This window comes from Pseudomonas sp. UV AK001 (assembly GCF_046097675.1).
Lineage (GTDB): Bacteria > Pseudomonadota > Gammaproteobacteria > Pseudomonadales > Pseudomonadaceae > Aquipseudomonas > Aquipseudomonas kribbensis.
In genome coordinates this window covers 178,339-195,525 of record NZ_JBJUVZ010000004.1, presented here as the reverse complement: position 1 = coordinate 195,525, position 17,187 = coordinate 178,339, and the positions used below count along the sequence as shown (strand labels likewise).

Below are 17,187 nucleotides of genomic sequence, written 5' to 3'. Positions count from 1 at the left end.
CTCTAGTGGGGTAAGCAAGCGCACATCGCTTGTTCCAACCCAAGTTGAAACCGGAGAAACATCATGACTGCTACCACCCGTACCCTGTCCGCTACCGCCCTGGTTCTGGCCCTTGGTTCTGCTCTGAGCATGGCCGCCGTTTCGACCGTTCAGGCGGCCGATAACAGCAACATGGAAAAATGCTTCGGCGTGGCCATGAAAGGTCATAACGACTGCGCCGCCGGTGCCGGCACCACCTGCGCAGGCACGGCGAAAATGGATTACCAGGCCAACTCCTGGAAGTTCGTTCCGAAAGGCACCTGCACCACCACCGAAAGCAAAACCTCGCCGACCGGTTTCGGTCAGATGGAAGCCTTCAAGGCCAAGTCCTGATCCGGAGGCTGCCCGAGTGTCGATCATGATCACTTCCTGCGACCATGCCTCCCCCCGCACTCGGGCAGCCCTCACCGGGCTCCCGCCCCGTGCCGGGCTGGGGCTCAAGACCGGGCACTTTCGTGAAGTGCTCGGCTCTCTACCGGACATCGGCTTCTTCGAAGTCCACGCCGAAAACTACATGGTGGCCGGCGGCCCGTTTCATCACTTTCTGGGTTTGATCCGCGAGGCATATCCGTTGTCGTTGCATGGTGTCGGCCTGTCCATCGGTGCCGAAGGCCCGCTGGATGTGCAACACCTCAAACGCCTGAACGCGCTGATCGAGCGCTATCAACCCCACTCCTTTTCCGAACACCTGGCCTGGTCGACTCACGGCCCGGTGTTTCTCAATGATCTATTGCCCCTGGCCTACGACACGCCGACGCTGAATCGCGTCTGCGATCACATCGACCAGGTGCAGAACACCCTCAAGCGTCCGATGCTGCTGGAAAACCCGGCGACCTATCTGGCGTTCGAGCGTTCGACGATTGACGAAGCGGAGTTCATCCGTGAGGTCATCCGGCGCAGCGGCTGCGGTCTGTTGCTGGACGTAAACAATGTCTACGTCTCGTGCATCAATCATCAACGCGATCCTCTGGCCTACCTCGACGCACTGCCGTTGCACGCCGCCGGCGAGATCCATCTGGCGGGGTTTGCCGAAGATTCCGACAACCTCGGCGATCGCCTGTTGATCGACGATCACGGCGCACCGATCGATCAGGCCGTCTGGTCGCTGTACCGGCAGGCGCTGAAACGCGTCGGCCCGGTGGCGACGCTGATCGAACGGGACAATCAGGTGCCGGCCTTCGACGTGCTGATGGCCGAGGCGCAACAGGCCGACGAGCTTCTGCTTTGCGCAGGAGGTCGGCCATGAGTACCCAAGCCGTGTTCAGCGCCGCACTGCTCGATGCCGGCCTGCCCTGCCCAGACGGATTGTGCAGCGCCAACGGGGCCGATCCGGCCAGTCGATTCGCGGTGTACCGCAACAACGTGCAAGGCTCGTTGAGCAATGCACTGGCCGACAGCTACCCCGTAGTGATGCAGTTGGTGGGTGAGGAATTCTTCCGCGCCATGGCCGGCGTTTTCATTCAAAACCATCCACCACGAAGCCCGTTGATGAGCGAGTACGGCAGTGATCTGGCGGGTTTCATCAGCGGATTCGAACCGGCGTCGAGCGTGCCTTACCTGGCGGATGTAGCGCGACTGGAACGCCTGCGCACGCTGGCCTACCACTCCGCCGATATCGCGCCACTCAGCCAGGACCGGATCGCTGCGGCCTTCGCGGATCAGGAAGGTCTGAGTCGCTTGCAAATCGGTCTGCATCCTTCGCTGCACGTGCTCGATTCAGCCTTTGCGGTGGTGGATATCTGGGCCGCGCATCAGCAAGACGCCACGTTGGCCGGGATCGATCTGAATCAGGCCCAGCACGCGCTGATCCTGCGCAACGGCCTGGAGGTCGAGGTGTTCGCCGTGGATCCCGGCGCCAGCCAGTTCATCGGCCAGCTAAAGGCCGGCCTGTCACTCACCCAGGCGCTGGAGTCCGCAGAAGCCTTCGATCTCAGCCAGACCCTCGCCCTGTTGATCAGTCGCCACGCCATCACCCACTTACATCACAAGGTTTCGCCATGAACAGCCTCATTGCCCGCGCCATCGCGCTGCTGGAAAAGATCCCGCACAGCCTGATTGCCTTCATCGCACGTTTTTCCATCGCGGCGGTGTTCTGGAAATCCGGGCAGACCAAGGTCGAGGGCCTGGCCATCGACCTGATCGACGGCACCTTCCAGATCGGCTGGCCGCACCTGGCGGACTCGACGATTCCGCTGTTCCAGAGCGAATACCACGTGCCGCTGCTGTCACCGGAAATCGCCGCGCACATGGCGGCATTCGCCGAACACTTTTTCCCGATCCTGATCCTTGTCGGCTTCGCTACGCGATTCTCGGCGCTGGCGCTGCTGGGCATGACGCTGGTCATCGAGCTGTTCGTGTACCCCGACGCCTACCCGACCCACGGAACCTGGGCCGCCGTTCTGCTGTACCTGATGGCCACCGGCCCGGGCAAACTGTCGATCGATCATCTGATCGCCCGGCGTTACCGCTGAAGCCGGTCGAGCGCCTCGCCACTGCGCTTGAACCAGTCGATCAGGTAATCCGCCAGCACTTGGGTACGCTTCGGCAACCCACCCTGATACGGGTGCACCAGGTACATCGGCATACGCCGGGTCTGAAAATCCCGCAGGAGCCAGCGCAATCGGCCGTCAGCCAATTCCGTCTGCAACAGATAGGACGGCAGGCGGGCGATGCCGGCGCCAGCGAGTGCGGCTTTTTTCAGCAGGCTGTAGTGATTGCTGGCGAACGGCCCCGATACCCGCACCCGCAATAACTCGTGCTGCTGGTGATAGAGCCATTCTTCGCGACCGCCGTAGTGGCTGTTGAGCAGGCAACGATGTTCGGCCAGCGCCTGTGGCGTCGCCGGTTCGCCGAAACGCTCAAGGTAGGCCGGACTGGCGCAGGTCATTTCCTGCCAGGCCAGCAAAGGCTTGGCCACCAGACGCTCGTCATTGGCGACGTCGGTGCGGATCGCCAGATCAAAGCCATCGCGGGAGAGATCGCGATAGCTGTTGTTCAGCTCCAGCTCGATCTGCACTTCGGGGTATTTCTGCGAAAACTCCAGCACCAGGCCGTCGAAGAAGGTTTCCCCTAGCGACACCGGCACCGTCATCCGCACGGGGCCTGCCATGTCGTCCTTCAAACGCGCCAATGCCTGACGCGCCCTTTCGACCTGGACGACAAGCGCCTGAGCCTGGGGCAACAGCGCCGCACCGGCCGCCGTCAGGCTGAGCCGACGTGTGGTGCGTTGCAGCAGCACCACGGAAAACTGCGCCTCCAGCTGACTGATGCGCTTGGACAATTGTCCCTTGCTGCACCCCAGTTGCTGCGCCGCCAGGGTAAAACTGCCAGCCTCGATCAATACCGCGAACGCCGCCAGATCATCCATCTCGCTCATGGATTGTTTCCATTTGAAAACCAAAGGTTGCCCATTAGCGCGCTTATCAGCGGAAAAAACCACTCTAGACTGAAAGCTCGTTCAATCACTCGAGGCAAGCACGATGAAAATTCTGTTGATCGGCGCCGGCGGCACCATCGGTTCGGCCGTGGACAAAGAGCTGTCGCAGCGTCACGAAGTCATTCGCATCGGCCGCAGCAGCGGCGATTTCCAGGTGGACATCAGCGACAGCGCGTCGATTCGCAAGCTGTTCGAAAAGACCGGCAAGTTCGACGCCCTGGTCTGCGCCGCCGGCAACGTGACCTTCGCCCCGCTGGGCGACATGAACGAAGACAGCTTCGCCCTCGGCCTGAAAGACAAGCTGATGGGCCAGGTCAATCTGCTGCTGATCGGCCGTGAATTCGCCAACGATGGCGCGTCGTTCACCTTCACCACCGGCGTACTCAGCCACGACCCGATCCGCAGCGGTGCTTCGGCGGCCCTGGTCAACGGCGCGCTGGACAGCTTCGTCCGTGCTGCCGCGATAGAACTGCCACGAGGCCTGCGCGTGAACTCGATCAGCCCGACCGTGCTGGTGGAAGCCATGGGCAGCTACGCCCCGTACTTCCGCGGCTACAAGCCGGTTCCGGCAGCGGATGTGGCATTGGCCTACGCCAAAAGTGTCGAAGGCTTGCAGACAGGTCAGACATTTCACGTGGGCTAAACCCTTGTGATGAACGGTCAGCCTGCGTAACGTGGCGGCACTTGTCTGGAGAGCCGAAGATGCGTGTTGCCCGTTCCTTGATCGTTGTTGCCCTTCTCCCTCTGTTTGCCGCGTGCCAGTTGTTCGACGGTGCGCGGACCAGCGCCTCCCACGTCGGCCAGACGCGGATGCAGGGGCAACTGACCGCTGCCGACGGCAAGCTGGTGTTCCAGTCGTGCGGCGAACAGCGTCAGTACGTGGTCAACGACATTGGCGGCACCAGCATTCTGCAAGAGGCCGCCACCCTTGCCGACCAGCAGGGCAAGCTGTTCGCCGACGTGCGCGGCAAGATCGCCGGTGACCGTCTCGACCTGACCCAGCTCTATCGCGTCGAACGCTCCGGCACCGCTTGCGATGATCCGAACTTCAAACAGTTGATCCTTCGCGGCGCCGGCCATGGCCCGGAGTGGAACGTCAAGGTCAGCGGCAAAGGCATGGTCATCGATCGCGAAGGCCAGCCACCGCTCGCCGTGCCTTACGTCGAAGAACAGTTGGGCGACGGTCGTTTCAACCTCAGCAGCGAAGCCAACAACCAGCGCATCGAGTTGTGGGTAGCGCCGCAGCGCTGCGTCGACAGCAACACCGGCAGCGTGCAGCACATGAGCGCCGAGTTGCGTATCGACGGCAAGGTGCAACGCGGTTGCGGGTATTTCGGCGGTTCGCGCAACGACTGATCGTTTTACCCTCACGGGATCCGGCCGTTGCGGCTTATAATCGCCGCCTTCAAACGCCCTGGCGCAGTTGTGCGCCCCGCGAACCGGATCCTGTCATGTTACGAATCACTGAACTCAAGCTGCCGATCGACCATCCCGACGAAGACCTGCGCGCTGCAATCGTGCAACGCCTGGGCATCGCCAGCGATGACCTGCTCGATTTCACCTTGTTCAAGCGCAGCTACGATGCGCGCAAAAAATCTTCCGAACTGTGCTTCATCTACACCATCGACCTCGAAGTGCGCGACGAGGCGAAAGTGCTGGACAAGTTCGCCGATGACCGCAACGTCAACGTGGCGCCGGATGTCAGCTACAAATTCGTCGGCCAGGCGCCAAGCGACCTGAACCAGCGCCCGATCGTGGTCGGTTTCGGCCCGTGCGGGATCTTCGCTGGCCTGCTGCTGGCGCAGATGGGCTTCAAGCCGATCATCCTCGAACGCGGCACAGAAGTGCGCCAGCGCACCAAGGACACCTGGGGCCTGTGGCGCAAAAGCGTGCTCAACCCCGAGTCCAACGTGCAGTTCGGCGAAGGCGGCGCGGGCACGTTCTCCGACGGCAAGCTGTACAGCCAGATCAAGGATCCGAAATTCCTCGGCCGCAAAGTCTTGCACGAGTTCGTCAAGGCCGGCGCGCCGGAAGAAATCCTCTACGTCAGCAAGCCGCACATCGGTACGTTCCGTCTGACCGGCATGGTCGAGACCATGCGCGAAGAGATCCGCGCCCTGGGCGGTGAAGTACGCTTCCAGGAGCGCGTCACCGACGTGCTGATCGAAGACGGCCAACTGGTCGGCGTCGAGCTGGCCAGCGGCGAAACCCTGCATTCGAAACACGTGATCCTGGCCCTCGGCCACAGTGCCCGCGACACCTTCCGCATGCTCCACAGCCGTGGCGTGTTCATGGAAGCCAAGCCGTTCTCGGTGGGTTTCCGCATCGAGCACCCGCAATCGCTGATCGACCGCGCGCGACTGGGCAAATACGCCGGTCACCCGAAACTCGGCGCTGCCGACTACAAACTGGTGCACCACGCCAAGAACGGCCGCTCGGTCTACAGCTTCTGCATGTGCCCGGGGGGCACCGTGGTGGCGGCGACTTCCGAGCCGAATCGCGTGGTCACCAACGGCATGAGCCAGTACTCGCGTAACGAGCGCAACGCCAACTCCGGCATCGTCGTCGGCATCACCCCGGAAGTCGATTATCCGGGCGGCCCGCTGGCGGGGATCGAGTTGCAGGAGCGTCTGGAGTCCCACGCGTTCATCCTCGGCGGCAGCGACTACAAGGCGCCGGCGCAACTGGTTGGCGACTTCATCAACGGTACGCCGTCCACCGAGCTGGGCGAGGTTGAGCCTTCGTACAAACCGGGTGTGGCGCTGGGCGACCTGGCGCTGGCCTTGCCGGACTTTGCCATCGAGGCGATCCGCGAGGCCTTGCCAGCGTTCGAGAAGCAGATTCGCGGTTATTCGCTGCACGATGCGGTGCTGACGGGGATCGAGACGCGGACTTCGTCGCCGCTGCGGATCACGCGGAACGAGTCGCTGCAGAGCATGAACGTCAAAGGTCTGTTCCCGGCCGGTGAAGGCGCGGGTTATGCGGGCGGGATTCTGTCGGCGGGCGTTGACGGGATTCGGATTGCCGAAGCTGTGGCGCGTGACATCCTGGGCCTCGAGGCCTGATACGCCACACCTTAAGCGATGCAAAAAACTGTGGGAGCGAATTCGCTCCCACAGTCGTTTCCGGCGTCAGATATTGGCGCGCAGCACCGAGGCCGGCAGCGCCTCACCCTTTTCGGCACTCGCTGCCACAGCCGCCATCAATCCATCCAGCTCATAGCCCTGCGCCTTGAGCCACGCCTGATCGTAATAGGTGTCTGCGTAGCGTTCGCCGCCATCGCACAGGATCGCCACGATCGACCCCGACTCCCCCGCCGCCTTCATCTGCTGCGCCGCCATCAGCGCGCCGATCAGGTTGGTGCCGCTCGACCCGCCCACATGTCGGCCCAGACGCTGCGCCAGGTAATGCATGGCCGCCAGCGACAAGGCATCTGGCACCTTGACCATCGCATCGATCACCTTCGGCAGGAACGAGGCCTCCACCCGTGGCCGGCCGATGCCTTCGATCCGCGAACCGTGGTCCAGACGCAAACTCGCGTCACCGGTCTGGTAAAAGTCGAAGAACACCGAACGCTCGGCATCAGCGCACAGCACGCGGGTGCAGTGCTGGCGATAACGCACATAACGACCGAGGGTCGCGGTGGTGCCGCCGGTGCCGGGGCTGGAAATCAGCCACGCCGGGCACGGGTGCTGCTCGTAGCGCATCTGCTGGAAGATCGACTCGGCGATGTTGTTGTTCGCCCGCCAGTCGGTGGCGCGCTCGGCGTAGGTGAACTGGTCGATGAAGTGGCCGTCATGCTCCCGGGCCAGACGTTCGGATTCGGCGTAGATCTGGGTCGGATCGTCCACCAGATGACTTTTGCCACCATAGAAGGCGATCTGGGCGATCTTCTCCTTGGAGGTGGTCGCCGGCATCACCGCAATGAACGGCAGCCCGAGCATCCGCGCAAAGTACGCTTCGGAAATCGCCGTCGAACCGCTGGACGCCTCGATCACCGGCGCGCCGGGCTTGAGCCAGCCGTTACACAAGGCGTAGAGAAACAGCGAACGGGCCAGACGATGCTTGAGGCTGCCGGTGGGATGGCTGGACTCGTCCTTGAAGTACAACTCGATGCCCGGAAACCCCGGCAGCGGCAAGGGGATCAGGTGGGTGTCGGCGCTGCGCTGGAAGTCCGCTTCGATGATCCGGATGGCTTCGCGGGCCCACTGTCGGTTGTCGCTCATGGCTGTTGTTCTCGTTGAATCGGGCAGAAGTGCCTTCACAGGCTTAGCCCCCAAGCTTAGGAAAAATCCTACTGCACTGACAGATACAGCTGAACTTCAATACCGTCGGCAACTGCTAGGCTCTGCTGCAGGTCTGGCATGCGCCTTGTAACCATATATAACAAAAAAGAATATAACTTTTGTTTTAACAACTAACAGTACGGGTTAGGGTGTCCCACCTTTTGACTTTATCGATGGAGAGCGACCTTGCCTCTGCGTAGCACTTTCACGCGTTTCTTTCAGTTGGAAGCTGCCAGCGGTCTGTTACTGATCGCCGCGGCCATCCTGGCTCTAATCATCAACAACTCGCCGCTGTCGTGGCTGTACACCGGCCTGCTCGACACCCCGGTGGTCGCGCAGATCGGCGCATTGAAAATCGCCAAACCCCTGCTGCTGTGGATCAACGACGGCCTGATGGCGCTGTTCTTCCTGCTCATCGGCCTGGAAGTGAAGCGCGAAGTGCTCGACGGCCAGCTGTCGAAGCCGTCGCAGATCGTCCTGCCCGGCGCGGCGGCCATCGGCGGCATGCTGGTGCCGGCGCTGATCTACTGGTTCCTCAACCGTGACAACCCGGCCGCCCTCGATGGCTGGGCGATCCCCACCGCCACCGACATCGCCTTCGCCCTCGGCGTGCTGGCCTTGCTCGGCAAGCGGGTGCCGGTGTCGCTGAAGCTGTTCCTGATGACCCTGGCGATCATCGACGACCTTGGCGCCATTGTGATCATCGCGATCTTCTATTCCGGCGAACTCTCGACCCTGTCGTTGGGCCTGGCGGCAGCGTGCATCGCGGCGCTGGTGGCGATGAACCGGCTCGGGGTAGTCAAGCTCGGGCCGTACATGATCATCGGCTTGATCCTGTGGGTCTGCGTGCTCAAAAGCGGTGTCCACGCGACGCTGGCCGGCGTGACTCTCGCATTCTGCATCCCGCTGCGCACGAAAAACGCAGAGCCTTCGCCACTGCTGACTCTGGAACATGCGCTGCACCCATGGGTGGCCTACGGCATCCTGCCGCTGTTCGCCTTCGCCAACGCCGGCCTGTCGCTGACCGGTGTGACCGCCGAAAGCTTCACTCACCACGTACCGATGGGCATCGCCGTCGGCCTGTTGCTGGGCAAGACCATCGGCGTGTTCGGCCTGACCTGGCTCGCCGTGAAAACCGGCATCGCCGCCCTGCCCCAGAACGCCAATTGGGGCCAGGTGCTGGGCGTGGCGATCCTCTGCGGGATCGGCTTCACCATGAGCCTGTTTGTCGGCTCCCTCGCCTTCGTGCCGGGCGCCAGTGAATACGCCGGGATGGACCGGATGGGCATTCTCACCGGCTCGGTGTTCGCCGCATTGATCGGTTATGCGGTGACTTTGGCGGCAAGCAAAAAGAACACCGCGCTGCCTTCCTGATGCCGTAGCGAACAATCCCCACGTCTTTAGAGACGCGTCCTACAGCCACGATTTTCCTGCTTCGTTAACGTCGTGCAGCCCCTTCCGAGGGGCTGCCGATGCATGAACGAAAGGACAATCAGTGGCTGGTCAAAAGGACATTCCCCGGGTTCCCAACCCACCGGCAGGCGACGGCCATCACATCACCTACCGCTACCTTACGGCCACCGAACTGGCCGATCAGGACGAGCGACAAAACAAGTACGACGCCATGCTGGCGCGGCAGGACGCCTTCGAACGCGGCCGTAAGGTCGCGTCGAACAAGCCTGAGCCGGTACGCGCCGGCTGCACGTTTGCCAAGTCCTGCAAGTTGCCGGACGCGATCATCGATTACACGAACCCTTCGGGGATGGTGCCGACGGACAGCCTGAAAGATTACGGCGAGGTCGTCTGGCTCGGTGCTCGTGAAGTTGACGATGCAGGCCTGCTGAATCTTGAAACCATCAGCGGCAGCACGGTTTCACTCGAAATCGGCAGACTTGCACTCAGGGCACCGGCACTCGCGCTTCCAACGATCACGGCACTCGGGGCGGGCGGAGCTGCCTTACTCTCGGGCCTGGTCGCTGCGCTCTGGACGCCAACCCTCGGCGACAGCGCCCTCTACACCGAAGACCAGTTGCGCGCCCTCAAACAGGCTCGAACCCGCGTGCGCCTGCACGTCGAACAGCAGGCCGACGGCAGCCTCAAGGGTTACGGCTTCTACACCGGCAAGAACCGCGACTGGGAAATGGTCGATGTCGCGCAGTTCACCGCACGCGGTAACCGGTTTGTCGCAGACCTCGGCGAAGGCATCGAACTGATCTGGACGCCCGCCGTGGACGGCTCCGACATCCTCGGCATCCCCGCGCTGGAAGCCGCTCCGCAGGCACCGCATATCTGGGTGTATCCGCCGACGAAAGCGGCGGACGGGATTCTGGTGAATCCGGTTTATCCGCCAGAGTATCGGGATTTCATATTGGTGTTTCCGGCGGATTCTGGAGTTAAGCCGTTATACATCGTTCTCAGCCAGCCCCCCGACCATGCTTATTACGGTCATCCAAAAACGCTACCAGCGTTCCCTGATGCAATCAGGGTGAAGTCGAAGTCATCGGTTCGAGGTGGAGGAAAGCGGCGAGCACGTTGGGTAGACCGTAAAGGCCGGATTTATGAGTGGGATTACAAAAGTAATGCAGTAGAAAAATACGACAAACTAGGAACCACACATTTGGGGGAGTTCAATCACCTTACAGGCGAGCAAATCGGTCCCGCAGAGCCAGATAGAAGAACCACTAAAAATTAAGGATAAAAACCATGCTCTTCCTTTCCATAACCGGCTTTTACCCAGATGACGTCCAAGACGACACACTGCAGTTCGAGTTAGATATCAACGGCAACGAAATGAATGAAAAAGTTGCACAGCTCATTGAGTCCAAGCCCCTGAGCGAACTGGAGCCTGGCGAATTGTTACTGAGCAAAGATCAGGTAACGGCACTGGAGGCCCTTCTAAATGTCAGCTTCCCGAAGGGTCTGGAATATTTTATGGGCACCTGTGCCAAGTACTGACACTACAAGCCGGCAACAAACAAAAACCCCCGACCAGTCACCTGATCGGGGTTTTCCTTTACCGCTCGTTCCCGCTTAGTGCGAAACGCGGCTGGTCCCGCCGACAGTCGAAATCCGTACGCGCTCACCGACGCGGAACACTTCGTTCTCCTGCACTTGCTGCACGTAGGCGCGCATGCTGCCGTCGTCTTCGCGCACGGTGATTTCAACACCTTGAGTACGGGTCAGGCCTTCTTCGGTGGCGGAACCGATCAGGCCGCCGGCCACGGCACCGATAACGGCTGCAACGATGCTGCCTTTACCGCCGCCGATGGCGCTGCCGCCGACACCGCCGACCACTGCACCGGCAGCGCCGCCGATCGGGGTCTTGGTGCCTTCGATTTTCACCGGACGCAGGGATTCGATGGTGCCCATGCGAATCGTCTGCACGCGACGCGCTTCGTCACGGGAGTAGGAGTCACCGGTCAGGCTCGATTGGCAGCCGGTAAGCAACATCGCCATCGTGGAAAAGGAAGCAACCAGCAGAACAGACTTACGCATAGGATCAACTCCAAAGGACAGGTATTCATTAAACTCCGCAGCTTGACGCCTGTCACGGCGCCGCCCGGATAAATTTGGTTTCATTCAGGCCCGGTACAGGGCCTCCACGAACTCACCCAACAGTAGCGCCAAAATACAGAGCTTGCGCCGCCGACCCCAAGGATTTTCATGGATTACTTCATCATTGTCGTCACAACCGTCGCCGGTTTGTACTTCCACTGGTGGTTGTACGTGCGGATCAAACGCTGGATGGACCGCGATCTGGCATTGTCGCTGGCCGGCAAGGATGAAGGCAAACGCGCCTACATGCTCGAACGGCTGGCGCAAGCCCGATCACAGAAGATCAGGCGTCGGGACCTGCCGAAGTGGCTTGAGGCCGCTGCGGCAGGCTATCCCGCTCGGTAGACTGCTTAAGGTGCCAGACGTTCAAGAATCCAGTCGGCGCCCTGCAAACGGTAGTTGAGGCGATCGTGCAGACGGCTCGCGCGGCCCTGCCAGAACTCGATGCGCTCCGGCAGCAAACGGTAACCGCCCCAGTGTTCCGGGCAGTCGGGCTGGGTGTCGGTGAAGCGTTGCTCGGTGGCCTTGAGCAAATCTTCCAGTTCACCCCGGCCGTTGATCACCCGGCTCTGCGGTGAAGCCCAGGCGCCCAGACGGCTGCCCAGCGGACGCACCTGATAGTAGGCGTTGGACTCTTGCGGCGTGACCTTCACCACTCGCCCTTCGATGCGCACCTGGCGCTCCAGGGTCGGCCAGAAGAACGTCATGGCTGCGAACGGATTCACGGCCAGATGCTGGCCCTTGGCGCTTTCGTAGTTGGTGAAAAAGGTGAAGCCCTGCTCGTCCAGGCCCTTGAGCAGCAGAATGCGGCAGTGCGGACGCCCGTCCGCATCGACCGTGGCCAGGGTCATGGCGTTGGCCTCCACGGGCGCCTGCTCGGTTTTCACCGCGTCGGCGAACCACTGGTGGAACAGCGCAAAAGGCTCGGCCGGGGCTTGCGCCTCGGTCAGGCCGTCCCGGGTGTAATCACGACGCATATCTGCCAGAGCCTGGGTCATGGCGCATTCCTTTTCGTTAGCGGATCACTGTTTTGCCGCGTCGGTCGCCGCGACTTTCTTGTCGGTTGCGGCGGCTTTGGCTGGAGCGGTTTTCTTCGCCGGGGCCTTCTTCACTGGCGCCTTGGCAGCAGCCTTCTTGGCCGGTGCCTTTTTGGTGGCCGGGACAGCGGCTTTCTTCGCGGCAGGTGCCGGAGTCACAGGTTTGGCGACTGGCTTGACGTCCTGGGCCGCGACCATGGTCACCGGCTTCGGTGCCGGCATGTTGTACTTGCTCAGCAGCGCGACCATGGTGTTCTGCGGGGTCACCAGCAGTTCGACGCGACGGTTCAGGGCACGGCCTTCAACGCTGTCGTTGGCCGCACGCGGGGCATCGGCGCCCATGCCGCGCAGCATCAGGCGATCGCGCTGCAAGCCGCTGAGGCGGAAGATTGCCGCCACCGACTGGGCACGTTCCTGGCTCAGTTTGGTGTTGTCTGCTGCGACACCGGCGTTGTCGCTGTGGCCCAGCACCAGCACCGCGGTTTTCGGATCGGCTTCGAGGATCTTGGCGATATTGGTGAACGGGCTCAGGGTCACCGGCAACAGCATGGCCGGGCGTTTCGGGTTGAACGAACCTTCAACCGGCGCAGTTACCACGAGGACGTTTTCACGGCGCTCGAATTGCAGGTTGCTGCCCTTGATCGCGTCACGCAGGCGCGGCTCGTAGTCGTCGAGCCAGGCCTGGGTCACTTTCGGGTCAGGCATCGGTACGGCTTTGGCGGTGTCCTGAGACTTGCCGCCGAACGGCCACCACCATTTGGTGCCGGTGTCGGCATCAGCCTTGGCAACGACAGCAGGCGCGGCTTGCGGTTTGACTTCGGGCTTCACGTCGGCCTTGGCCTTGTCGGCCGAATCGTCGGAGCCGAACGGCCAGTACCAGTGGCTGCTGCTCTCGGTCTTGGCGACAGGGGCGGTAGCGGCGGGTTTCACCGGTGCAGGTGCAGGGGCCGGCTCCTTGGCCGCGACCTTGTCGGAGGAACCGAACGGCCACCAGCTGCCGCCATCGGCGTCATTCTTGGGAGTCTGAGCGCAACCGGTGATCGCGAAACACAGGGCCAGAGCGAGAGTTTGTTTGGACGACATTGGAAACCCACAAAAATTAGTAATGGACTATCAGAGGACTTTCGCCCGGATAAACAGACGCTTTGAATCGAAAAACCGCATGAGGTTCCGGCCCTGGATCCTCGGGTAACGCTTTACAGACAAGTGGCAAGTACCCGCGCCAGCTTCTGCGCGCGCGGATCCATCAAGACGTACGGCCCCAGGGTATTTGTCACAAATCCGAAGGCCACATCGTGCTCCGGATCAGCAAAACCGATGGAGCCACCCGCGCCTGGATGACCAAACGCCCGTGGGCCGAGGCCATAGGTGGCGTTCGGCACATCAGGCTGATCGAGCATGCAACCAAGACCGAAACGGGTGCGGGTCAGCAAGGTCTTGTCCTCGCCGAGGCTGTGTTCACGGGTCAGCTCGTCGAGCATTTCGCTTTCCAGCAGGCTGCCGTCGAGCAGACCCGCGTAGAACCCGGCGAGGCTGCGCGCATTGCCGTGGCCGTTGGCCGCCGGTTGCTGCATGCGCCGCCATTCCGGCTTGTTGGTGCTGGTGAGCACCGACGGCGGATTGGTGAAGGCACGGGTGGTCATGGCGGTTGGTTCACGCATCGAGACTTGCAGCAGGCGCTGGGCGGCGGCATCGCCGACATTGCCCTTGCCCCGTGCGATATGCGCGACGCGGTAAAACTCTTCGTCGGCCAGACCGACATGGAAATCCAGCCCTAGAGGTTTGGCGACCCGCGCCACGATGGAATCCCCCGGCCCGCGACCGTCGGCCCGGCGCAGCAACTCGCCGATCAGCCAGCCGTAAGTGATTGCGGCATATCCGTGACCGGTGCCCGGCGTCCACCACGGCGCTTCCGCCGCGAGGGCGTCGACCATGGTTTGCCAGTCGTACAGGGCTTCGGGGGCCAATAGTTCGCGCAGGGCCGGCAGACCGGCCTGATGGCAAAGCAGTTGGCGCAGGGTCACGGACTCCTTGCCAGCCGCCGCGAATTCCGGCCAGTAACGGGCGACCGGGGCATCGAGTTGCAGCTTGCCTTCGGCCACCAGTTGCAGCGCGGTGACGGCGGTGAAGGTCTTGGTGCAGGAGAACAGGTTGGCGATGGTATCGCTGTGCCAGGCTTCGCTGCCGTCCTTGTCGGCGGTGCCGGCCCAGAGGTCGAGGACGGTCTCCCCGCCGACCCGGATGCACAACGCGGCGCCACGTTCCTGGGGATCGTCGAACAGTGCCGCGAAGGCTTCGCGCACCGCTTCGAATTGAAGCTCGTAATGTCCCTGAATCTGCACCCGCAACTCCCCCGCGAAAACGCTCTACAAAGTGGCCCGCATTGTTCCAGCCCTTGAGGGTTTTGGGAACAGCGGCGGGCCGGGCGGTCCTGCCTTAATGACCGTTGCCGGAGTGCCCGCCGGTATGGCCGGCGCCCTGCCCCGGGCCTTTGCCGGCCTCGCCCTTGCGGCCGCCTTCGGTCTCGTGACCGGCCTTGTCCGCCGCCGCTGCGGCTTTCTCGGCTTCTTTGCCGAGCTGATCGAGGGTCGCCAGATTGCTCTTGCGCACGGTTTCGACGAAACCCTGATACGGCAAGTCAGTCACGCCAACCAGACCGAAGTGACCGTTTTCGCCATCGAGCAGACGCCCGGTCACCGGTTGATCGAGGTACTGGAACCAGTGCACGCCGACAATCGACGGCTCGCTCAACGCCTGCTTGAGGAAGTTGGCGTAGGCCGGGCCACGGTCCTCTTCCTTGTTCAACGGCGTCACGCCGCCCCAGAACGGGCCGCGATCGGTGGAGCCGAAGTTGAATTCGGTGATCAGCACCGGTTTGTCGAGACTGCGCAGCGCGGCGAAGTCATAACCGTCCTGCGGTTTCAGGGTGTACATGTTGAAGCTCAGCACGTCGCAATACTGCGCGCAGGAGGCCACCGCTTCCGGGGTGCTGATGGCGAAGCGCCCACCGAGCAGCAACTGGTTCGGCGCGTGCCATTTCAGCGAATCGGAAATGGTCTTGAAGTAGGTGTCGGCGAAGACCTTCTGGAAGTATTTGAAGTCCGCCTCGATTTCCGGGTGTTCCGGATTCGGCAACGGTGCCTCGAACCCCGGGTCCTCCATCAATTCCCACGCCGGCAGATCGATACCCCAGGCCTTCGACAGCCCCGCCTGGTTGCGGTACTTGTCGCGCAACTGCTTGAGGAATGCACGCTTGGCCGGGACGTCGGTGGTCATTTTCAAAGTGCCGTAAGCCAGCGCGTAACGCGACTTAGCATCATCACCGGGACCGGCCCAGGCCAGTTCGTTGTCGGCGAAGTAGCCGATCAGCCACGGATCGTCGCGGTGATCACGGGCGGCAATCGCCACGGCGCGCTCGGTGGCCATGGCGAAACGCGGATCGAACGGGTCAGGCATGCCGCCCCACCAGTCGTTGCCGGTGCTGATGCTGGTGTAATCGCCGACGATCGACAGCGGCAAGGTGTACGGCACGCGCTCGGCGTCGCCCAGTTGCGGTGCGCTCCAGTTGCCGACGGTGTTGAAGCCCCACGCCTGCAGGCGGTCGAGGGTATGGCTGGCCCACTTCTGCTCGTCGATGGCGGCCTTGCACGGCGCAGCAGGCGCTTTCTCGGTCGCCGCCGGCGTCGCGCAAGGTTCGCCGTACAGGCGCTGCAGGTTGGCGCCATAGAAGTCGTACCAGCGTCCATTGCCGTAGCCACGGCCCTGATCAGCACCATTACCGCCACGGTTGTCGCCTTCACCGAAGTGAATGGCCAGTGGCTCATCGGATTTCGGCAGGGACTCGAACATGTACTCGCGCCCGGCCACGTAGGTCTGGTTGACCTCGGGGCTGACGGTGTTCACGCCCAGGGAATAGAACGGATGGCCCTCCGGCGTCACCAGGTACCAGCGACCGTCGAGTTTTTCGGTGCGGAAGAAGCCGCTGGCCTTGAACGTCGGGCCTTTGTTCAAGCCGCCGAACTTGTCCAGCGACGACTTTTCGCGTTCGGCCAGCCAGGTTTTCAGCTGTTGCTGTTCCCTGGCGGCGGAGGACTTCAGTTGTTCGTCATTAGCGACTTTTTCCGGCCACTTGCTGCGGGTCGACTGACCGTAGGCATCCACCAGATTGCCGTAGGCGGCTTTGATCACCTCGCCCTCGTCCTGCACGCCGAAGCGCTCCAGCAACAGGCTTTGCGCGGCTTTCGGCTGGTCCATCGACAGACTGACGGATACCACCTGACTGCGATCCAGCTCACCGCTGCTGCTGGCCAGCAGGATGCGCTGCCCGTCGATGGTCATCGGCATCAACGGCCCGGCTTTCATGCCCTGGCTGAGTGGCGAGGTTGCGGTCAACGGTACGAGCAAGGTCTGCGCCGGCCCGGCCGGCAGATCGACGCGGCTGACCAGTGTCTTGCCGTCGTTGCTCTGGATCTGTACGTAAACGGTCACCGCCCAGTTCATCGCGCTCTGAATACGCAGGCTCATCATCCCGGACTGCGACCAGTCCCAGGCACCGGTCTGAGGCGTCAGGCGCAAGGTCGGGCGCGCCACCGGGTTGAAAGTCACCCGGCGCAGCACTTCGCCCTCGGGGGTCTGCTCGGCGTTGGCTTGTGGCAGGTCGGCGTTTTCGGTCGCCACTTTCACCACGTCGGCGGGGCGGACAAAGTTGAACAAGGTCTGCTGCCCGGCAGGTGCCGCCAACAGAGGCGCAGCGAAAACCAGGGCAAAAAGTGCAGGCAACGAACGACGAATCATGAGAACGGATTTCTCCCTAACGACCAGCAATGGCCAATGG

General features: G+C 62.2%; 18 protein-coding genes. 11 read left to right on the top strand and 7 right to left on the bottom strand.

Annotation, left to right across the window (positions count from 1 at the left end; all coding sequences use genetic code 11):
• The first annotated feature begins 63 nt into the window (after positions 1 to 63).
• The 4 genes from ACKLNA_RS14405 to ACKLNA_RS14390 are packed head-to-tail and all read left to right on the top strand — an operon-like array spanning position 64 to position 2,510.
• Positions 64 to 372, top strand: a complete 309-nt coding sequence (locus tag ACKLNA_RS14405) for a DUF2282 domain-containing protein (protein ID WP_085712955.1) — start codon at positions 64 to 66, stop codon at positions 370 to 372.
• A 25-nt stretch (positions 373 to 397) separates the two neighbouring features.
• The gene (locus tag ACKLNA_RS14400) at positions 398 to 1,285 is read left to right on the top strand and encodes a DUF692 domain-containing protein (RefSeq protein WP_408986227.1); all 888 of its coding nucleotides are present in this window, start codon (positions 398 to 400) and stop codon (positions 1,283 to 1,285) included.
• Entirely contained in the window at positions 1,282 to 2,040 is a 759-nt protein-coding gene (locus tag ACKLNA_RS14395) for a DUF2063 domain-containing protein (RefSeq protein WP_408986226.1), read from the top strand. The genes ACKLNA_RS14400 and ACKLNA_RS14395 overlap by 4 nt, the downstream gene beginning before the upstream one ends.
• Entirely contained in the window at positions 2,037 to 2,510 is a 474-nt protein-coding gene (locus ACKLNA_RS14390) for a DoxX family protein (protein ID WP_408986225.1), read from the top strand. The genes ACKLNA_RS14395 and ACKLNA_RS14390 overlap by 4 nt, the downstream gene beginning before the upstream one ends.
• Here the strand turns inward: ACKLNA_RS14390 and ACKLNA_RS14385 are convergent.
• The gene (locus ACKLNA_RS14385) at positions 2,501 to 3,415 is read right to left on the bottom strand and encodes a LysR family transcriptional regulator (RefSeq protein WP_085712952.1); all 915 of its coding nucleotides are present in this window, start codon (positions 3,413 to 3,415) and stop codon (positions 2,501 to 2,503) included. The genes ACKLNA_RS14390 and ACKLNA_RS14385 overlap by 10 nt on opposite strands.
• A gap of 103 nt (positions 3,416 to 3,518) precedes the next feature.
• Here ACKLNA_RS14385 and ACKLNA_RS14380 point away from each other — a divergent pair, with 103 nt between their 5' ends.
• From ACKLNA_RS14380 to ACKLNA_RS14370, 3 genes are all read left to right on the top strand, one after another.
• Positions 3,519 to 4,118 carry a short chain dehydrogenase gene (locus ACKLNA_RS14380; protein ID WP_085712951.1) on the top strand — a complete coding sequence of 200 codons (600 nt, stop codon included), beginning with the start codon at positions 3,519 to 3,521 and terminating at the stop codon, positions 4,116 to 4,118.
• 59 nt (positions 4,119 to 4,177) lie between these two features.
• Positions 4,178 to 4,831: a COG3650 family protein gene (locus ACKLNA_RS14375; protein WP_408986224.1), complete on the top strand. Its 654-nt coding sequence runs from the start codon at positions 4,178 to 4,180 to the stop codon at positions 4,829 to 4,831.
• A gap of 95 nt (positions 4,832 to 4,926) precedes the next feature.
• Positions 4,927 to 6,540, top strand: a complete 1,614-nt coding sequence (locus tag ACKLNA_RS14370; protein WP_408986223.1) for an NAD(P)/FAD-dependent oxidoreductase — start codon at positions 4,927 to 4,929, stop codon at positions 6,538 to 6,540.
• A gap of 66 nt (positions 6,541 to 6,606) precedes the next feature.
• Here ACKLNA_RS14370 and ACKLNA_RS14365 read toward each other — a convergent pair whose 3' ends face one another.
• Positions 6,607 to 7,701: a PLP-dependent cysteine synthase family protein gene (locus ACKLNA_RS14365; protein ID WP_096819518.1), complete on the bottom strand. Its 1,095-nt coding sequence runs from the start codon at positions 7,699 to 7,701 to the stop codon at positions 6,607 to 6,609.
• A 246-nt stretch (positions 7,702 to 7,947) separates the two neighbouring features.
• On the opposite strand from ACKLNA_RS14365, the gene nhaA reads away from it, so the two are divergent.
• The 3 genes from nhaA to ACKLNA_RS14350 all read left to right on the top strand — a co-directional run bounded on the left by nhaA (position 7,948) and on the right by ACKLNA_RS14350 (position 10,716).
• The gene (nhaA, locus tag ACKLNA_RS14360; RefSeq protein WP_408986222.1) at positions 7,948 to 9,135 is read left to right on the top strand and encodes a Na+/H+ antiporter NhaA; all 1,188 of its coding nucleotides are present in this window, start codon (positions 7,948 to 7,950) and stop codon (positions 9,133 to 9,135) included.
• A 121-nt stretch (positions 9,136 to 9,256) separates the two neighbouring features.
• Complete coding sequence (locus ACKLNA_RS14355) at positions 9,257 to 10,453, top strand: S-type pyocin domain-containing protein (RefSeq protein WP_408986221.1); 1,197 nt, start codon at positions 9,257 to 9,259, stop codon at positions 10,451 to 10,453.
• Positions 10,454 to 10,464: 11 nt separating this feature from the next.
• A complete protein-coding gene (locus ACKLNA_RS14350) occupies positions 10,465 to 10,716 on the top strand; it encodes a pyocin S6 family toxin immunity protein (protein ID WP_408986220.1) in 252 nt (83 codons plus the stop codon).
• Between the two features lie 75 nt (positions 10,717 to 10,791).
• Here ACKLNA_RS14350 and ACKLNA_RS14345 read toward each other — a convergent pair whose 3' ends face one another.
• Positions 10,792 to 11,256: a glycine zipper 2TM domain-containing protein gene (locus ACKLNA_RS14345; protein WP_007969461.1), complete on the bottom strand. Its 465-nt coding sequence runs from the start codon at positions 11,254 to 11,256 to the stop codon at positions 10,792 to 10,794.
• Between the two features lie 168 nt (positions 11,257 to 11,424).
• On the opposite strand from ACKLNA_RS14345, the gene ACKLNA_RS14340 reads away from it, so the two are divergent.
• Complete coding sequence (locus ACKLNA_RS14340) at positions 11,425 to 11,661, top strand: hypothetical protein (RefSeq protein ID WP_085712943.1); 237 nt, start codon at positions 11,425 to 11,427, stop codon at positions 11,659 to 11,661.
• 5 nt (positions 11,662 to 11,666) lie between these two features.
• Here the strand turns inward: ACKLNA_RS14340 and pdxH are convergent, their stop codons facing one another.
• From pdxH to ACKLNA_RS14320, 4 genes are all read right to left on the bottom strand, one after another.
• Positions 11,667 to 12,314 (bottom strand): pyridoxamine 5'-phosphate oxidase, encoded by a 648-nt coding sequence (gene pdxH, locus ACKLNA_RS14335; RefSeq protein ID WP_408986219.1) that lies wholly within the window; start codon positions 12,312 to 12,314, stop codon positions 11,667 to 11,669.
• A 24-nt stretch (positions 12,315 to 12,338) separates the two neighbouring features.
• Positions 12,339 to 13,436 (bottom strand): OmpA family protein, encoded by a 1,098-nt coding sequence (locus ACKLNA_RS14330; RefSeq protein ID WP_408986218.1) that lies wholly within the window; start codon positions 13,434 to 13,436, stop codon positions 12,339 to 12,341.
• 113 nt (positions 13,437 to 13,549) lie between these two features.
• The gene (locus ACKLNA_RS14325) at positions 13,550 to 14,695 is read right to left on the bottom strand and encodes a serine hydrolase domain-containing protein (protein ID WP_408986217.1); all 1,146 of its coding nucleotides are present in this window, start codon (positions 14,693 to 14,695) and stop codon (positions 13,550 to 13,552) included.
• Between the two features lie 94 nt (positions 14,696 to 14,789).
• Positions 14,790 to 17,147, bottom strand: a complete 2,358-nt coding sequence (locus ACKLNA_RS14320; protein WP_408986216.1) for a beta-agarase — start codon at positions 17,145 to 17,147, stop codon at positions 14,790 to 14,792.
• Between the last annotated feature and the right edge of the window lie 40 nt (positions 17,148 to 17,187).